Annotated in this window: 3 protein-coding genes; 1 reads left to right on the forward strand and 2 read right to left on the reverse strand. The window is 70.1% G+C overall.

All coding sequences use genetic code 11. The annotated features are described in order from the left end of the window. A partial coding sequence (locus tag GA0115259_RS42430) for a ferritin family protein (RefSeq protein WP_345941063.1) occupies positions 1 to 476 on the forward strand: 476 nt, incomplete at its 5' end. A 105-nt stretch (positions 477 to 581) separates the two neighbouring features. Here GA0115259_RS42430 and GA0115259_RS34240 read toward each other — a convergent pair. Continuing rightward, on the reverse strand, positions 582 to 1,136 hold the full coding sequence (locus GA0115259_RS34240) for a DUF2231 domain-containing protein (protein WP_093604126.1): 555 nt from the start codon (positions 1,134 to 1,136) through the stop codon (positions 582 to 584). Between the two features lie 229 nt (positions 1,137 to 1,365). Further along, on the reverse strand, positions 1,366 to 3,693 hold the full coding sequence (locus tag GA0115259_RS34245) for a heavy metal translocating P-type ATPase (RefSeq protein WP_093604128.1): 2,328 nt from the start codon (positions 3,691 to 3,693) through the stop codon (positions 1,366 to 1,368). Positions 3,694 to 4,542 lie beyond the last annotated feature (849 nt).

Raw genomic sequence — 4,542 nt, forward strand, 5'->3', positions numbered from 1 at the left:
GCGAAGGCGGTGGTGGCCCGCTGCCGCAACGACCGGCTGGAGCCGCCGACGCCCGGGCGTATCGCCCGGCTGGTGGGCTCGGAAACCGCGATGTGCACTACGACGCGATCCGCCAGCCGCAGGACCCGGAGAAGTTCATCGGGGCCCTCCAGAAGCGGCTGAGGGAGGTGCTGACCCGCTTCGACACGGCGCTGGAACTGGGCACCACCGGCGGGGTGGACATCGTGCGCCGGCACGGCGAGCCGTGGATCAAGGTCTCGCCGCTGGGCAAGCAGGAGGAACCGGAGAACCTGAGGGAGAACCTGCGCACCGCCATCACCGGGGAGCACAACGAAGCGACCACCGTGTACCCGGGGTTCGTCAAGCGCGCCACCGCCGTCGGCGACACCGCCGCCGCCCGCTACTGGCGCAACACCGCCGCCGACGAGGCCAAGCACGCAGCCGCCTTCCAGAAGGCACTCGACCAGCTGCGCTGACCGCCCTGGCCGCACCCGGAGACCAGCCGCCCGCATCACGCGAGGCAGTCCGGCCGACGCCTCACCCAGGTCGGCCGGACTGCCTGTGACGTCGCTGCTGCCGTGTCACCGCCCGGCGCCCGACCGGCTCGTTGAGAAGCGGCCCTCCCAGGCAGCCTTTGCACCCGAGTCAGCGATCCGGTACACCTGGATGACCGCGCCGACGGCCACGACCAAGGCGATCACCAGCACTACGACGCGCACGAAAAGCGAAGAGGTCAGCCGGGCCACGGCCGCAGTCCCGTGCCCAGCGGGGCTGCCGGCCTCGCCGCGGCGGTCGCGTTCCCGGCGAGAGCCGGCGCGGCCGAGCAGCCAGGCGGCGACCGTCAGCACGAACAGGGCGATCGCCCATGGAGTGAGACCGGATCCCATCTCGGAGTGCTCTTCCACCAGTGCACTCTCCCGTACCCGCTCCTCCAGCCACTCGCCGGATTCGGTGGTCAGCACCACCAGGACAAGAGTGACCAGCCCCATCACCGGCAGCACCCAGCCGACCCTGCGCGCCGCCGAAGACCACAGCCCACAGACCACGAGCACCAACGCCGTCAGCGGGACCAGCACCACTGCCCCGTGAACGAAGAGGGGGTGGCCGGGAAGGCCGTTGATCAGCCCAACATCCACAGGGGTCTCCTCCGACAGGCACACAAGGGAACATTCGCCCAGATATCTGCTTTTTCAGAGATTATGCGGCAGATCCGTCCGCGCGCAGGAGGGGCGCGTGTATGGAGCATTGTCCAAGGTGCAACATTGCCGTCGCACCTGCCGAGTCCTCAGGCTCCGGATGGGCCGTGAGTCCTGCCGACCGGAAATGAGCCCGGCTGAGCGGTCAGTCCCCGCAGACGTCTTCGTCTCACGGAGCCAAGGAGAAGTAGTTCTCCTCTTCCTGGGAGAAATGCAGGCGCAGGACGGTGTGCAGTCCGTAGAGACAGGAACGCAGATCGTCGAGCTGATCGGCGTCCAGGCCGCCGCGGGCGTGGGCCAGGCGCAGGTGCGTGGCGACGCGCCGGGAAAGACGCTCGATCTCGGTATGGGCACGGCTCATGGTGGCGGTGGCCTCGGGGCCGCCGAGCGTGGGAGCGAGCGCGGGGTAGAGCTGGTGCTCCTCGGCGTACTCGTGCGGCAGAAGCCGCTCGGTCAGCAGCCGGTATGTTTCCTCGACGGCCGCCAGGGCCTGAGGACCGGAGCTGTCGGATAGGCGGTCGGCGGCAGCGCGTACCGCCTCGACGACATCCCGCAGATCATCGTGCTCGCCCGCGAAACGGCGGATGAGCACTTCGGCGGCCGGGGTGAGAGCCGGTCGCATCGCCCGGTCGACACGCAGGGCCCGCAGGGCGTTGAGGATGACCACGACGTCGATGCCCTCCTGGAGCAGGGCACCGGCGGCGGGCGGAAGCAGGCCGACGGCGGCCGCGGCCATGGCAGCGAGCGACATCAGCATGCCGCCCAGCGCGCTCTGCACGGCGATGCGCCGGGCGCGTCCGGCGATGGCGACCGCATCGGCGAGGCGGTCCACACGATCGGTGGTCAGGACGATGTCAGCGGCCTCGGAGGAAGCGGTGGAGCCGCGGGCGCCCATGGCCACCCCGATGTCCGCCACGGCGAGCGCGGGGGCGTCGTTGACACCATCGCCGACCATGACGGTTACGGCGCGCTCGCGTTCGGCGCGGACCGCGGCGACCTTGTCCGCGGGGCTGAGCTCGGCCCATACGCCGTCGAGACCGAGAACGGCAGCGACTTCGTGCGCGGGCTCGGCACGGTCACCCGTGAGCATCAAGATCCGCTCGATACCCGCCGTCCGCAGGTGGCGCAGAGTCCTGGGGGCGTCGGAACGAATGGGATCGCGTAGAAGGACAGCGCCGACCACGTGCCCGGCGACGGTCAGCCAGGCGACGGCCGCACCGTCGAGCAGCGCGCGGTTGTCCACCGCTCTGGCCCAGGACGGCACGGCGTCCGCGGTGTCGATCCGGCCGACGGACGCCCGCTGCCCGTCCACGGTTCCCGAGGCACCCCGGCCGGGCTCCTCAGTGACGTCCTCCACGACGGGCAGTGCCAGTCCGCGCTCCCGGGCGGCGTCGACGATGGCGTGGGCCAGCACGTGCGGCGAGTACTGGTCGAGCGCCGCCGCCAGGCACAGCACCTGCGCCGGCTTCCACCCTGGTGCAGCAGCGACGTCAAGGACGCGAGGACAGCCGCCGGTGAGAGTGCCGGTCTTGTCCAGCAGCAGGGTGCGGGCCCGGCCAAGGTTCTCCAGAGCACCACCGCCGCGGACCACCACACCCAGCCGTGAGGCGCGAGACAGGCCGGAGACGATCGCGACCGGCGCGGCCAGCAGCAGCGGGCACGGCGTGGCGACCACCAGGACCGCCACTGCCCGGACCGCGGAGCCGCTCAGGAGCCAGGCCAGCCCGGCCACCGCCAGGGACAGGGGCAGGAACCAGGCCGCATACCAGTCGGCCAGGCGGACCACGGGAGCCGATTCCGCGCCGGCCTGCCGGGCCAGCCTCACAATCTCGGCATAGGCGCTGTCCTGCTCAGTTGCGGTGGCCCTCAGGTCGAAGGCGCCGCCGGCGTTGACCACCCCGCTGCGTACTGCTTCGTCCTTCGCACGCTCGACCTGCAAAGACTCCCCGGTGAGCACCGACTCGTCCAACACGGCGAGGGCGCTCTCCACATGGCCGTCAACCGGGACCACTTCTCCCGGACCCACCACGAGCAGGTCACCGATTTCCACCTCGGCAAGCGGCACCATGCGCACTCCGACATCGGTGTGGCGCCGCGCCGTACGGGGCACGCGTTCCACAAGGGCCCGCACATCGTGGGAGGCCCGCCGCTGGGCCGCGGCTTCGAGAGTGCGGCCGGTGGCTAGCATCAGAGCGATCAGCGCGCCGGCCAGGTACTCGCGCACACCCAGGGTGCCGCCGAGAGCCAGAACCGCAATCAGATCCACCCCCGCATGGCCACGCCGCAACGCAGCCACGACCCACCCCACCGCCGGAACGATGGCGAACACAGTCCCCAGGCCCCACAGCAGATCCGCGAGACCGTCGGCACCGGCGACCCAGGCCACACCGCCAGTCGTCAAAGCCGCCGCCGTGACCGCGAGGAGGAACGGCTCCAGATGCGCGGAGACGGCGGCCACCAAATGGCGCACCGGCGCTGCGCTGGCAAAAGAGTTCATGGGCACACCTCTGACGTCCATCCTCGGCCCGGGCCCGGTCCATCACACCTCGGTGCCGCACCCGAAGCAGCAACCAAACGGCCCCGCAAGGCTCAGCCATCTCCACTTCGCCGGGACTTTGCGGGCGACCGTGGCACCGGACCAGCAGCCCACCTGTTCCTCGGCAGCAGCACGGCCTGGCCGAGGAACATCGGAAGAGTGATCAGCGGTAGCGCTGGTTCCGCTCCCCGCCCCTTCGCATGACTGCCACCTACCGTGATGTCGCCGTGCGTAACGATCGTCACGCACGGCAATTCTCGCAAATGTTCCTTTGCGCGAGCAAGATCAATCACGCGCCGCCGGACCCCTACCGATCCCGGATTCGCTCTCAGAAACCGTTCTCACTCAAAAGCGGGACGGACCCCCTTCTGAGACTTGCATTGTGCGAAAATCCGAGCTCATTACGGACCCGCAGCAGCCCTCCCCAACCAACCGGTCGGACGCCGACGACGTCGAACTGCACGCCTGTCCGAAGTGTGGCGCGCAGCCCGGCTCGCCCTGCCGCTCGCGCGGCGGCGCGGTCGCAGGGACAGAGCCCCTCTGCCGCCAGTATCTACCGGGCGCTCGCCGAACACGCCAAGCGCGAGGCGTATCCCGAAGCCGTCGAGCAGGCTCACGCCGACTTCGCCGCCCTCACCGGCCCCGAAGTTCCTGAACCCCGCTGGAAACCAAGGCCCTAACGACACGCTGAGTTACTTGTCACTTCGTGGCAGCTCGGGAGAACATGGCCACCCAGGGCAGCTCCCGCCTCCGGGAGTCCGGCAGAACGGCGTACAGGCGGCCCGTGGACGGAAGTTCCGTCCACGGGCC

This window comes from Streptomyces sp. MnatMP-M17 (assembly GCF_900091995.1).
Classification (GTDB): Bacteria; Actinomycetota; Actinomycetes; order Streptomycetales; family Streptomycetaceae; genus Streptomyces.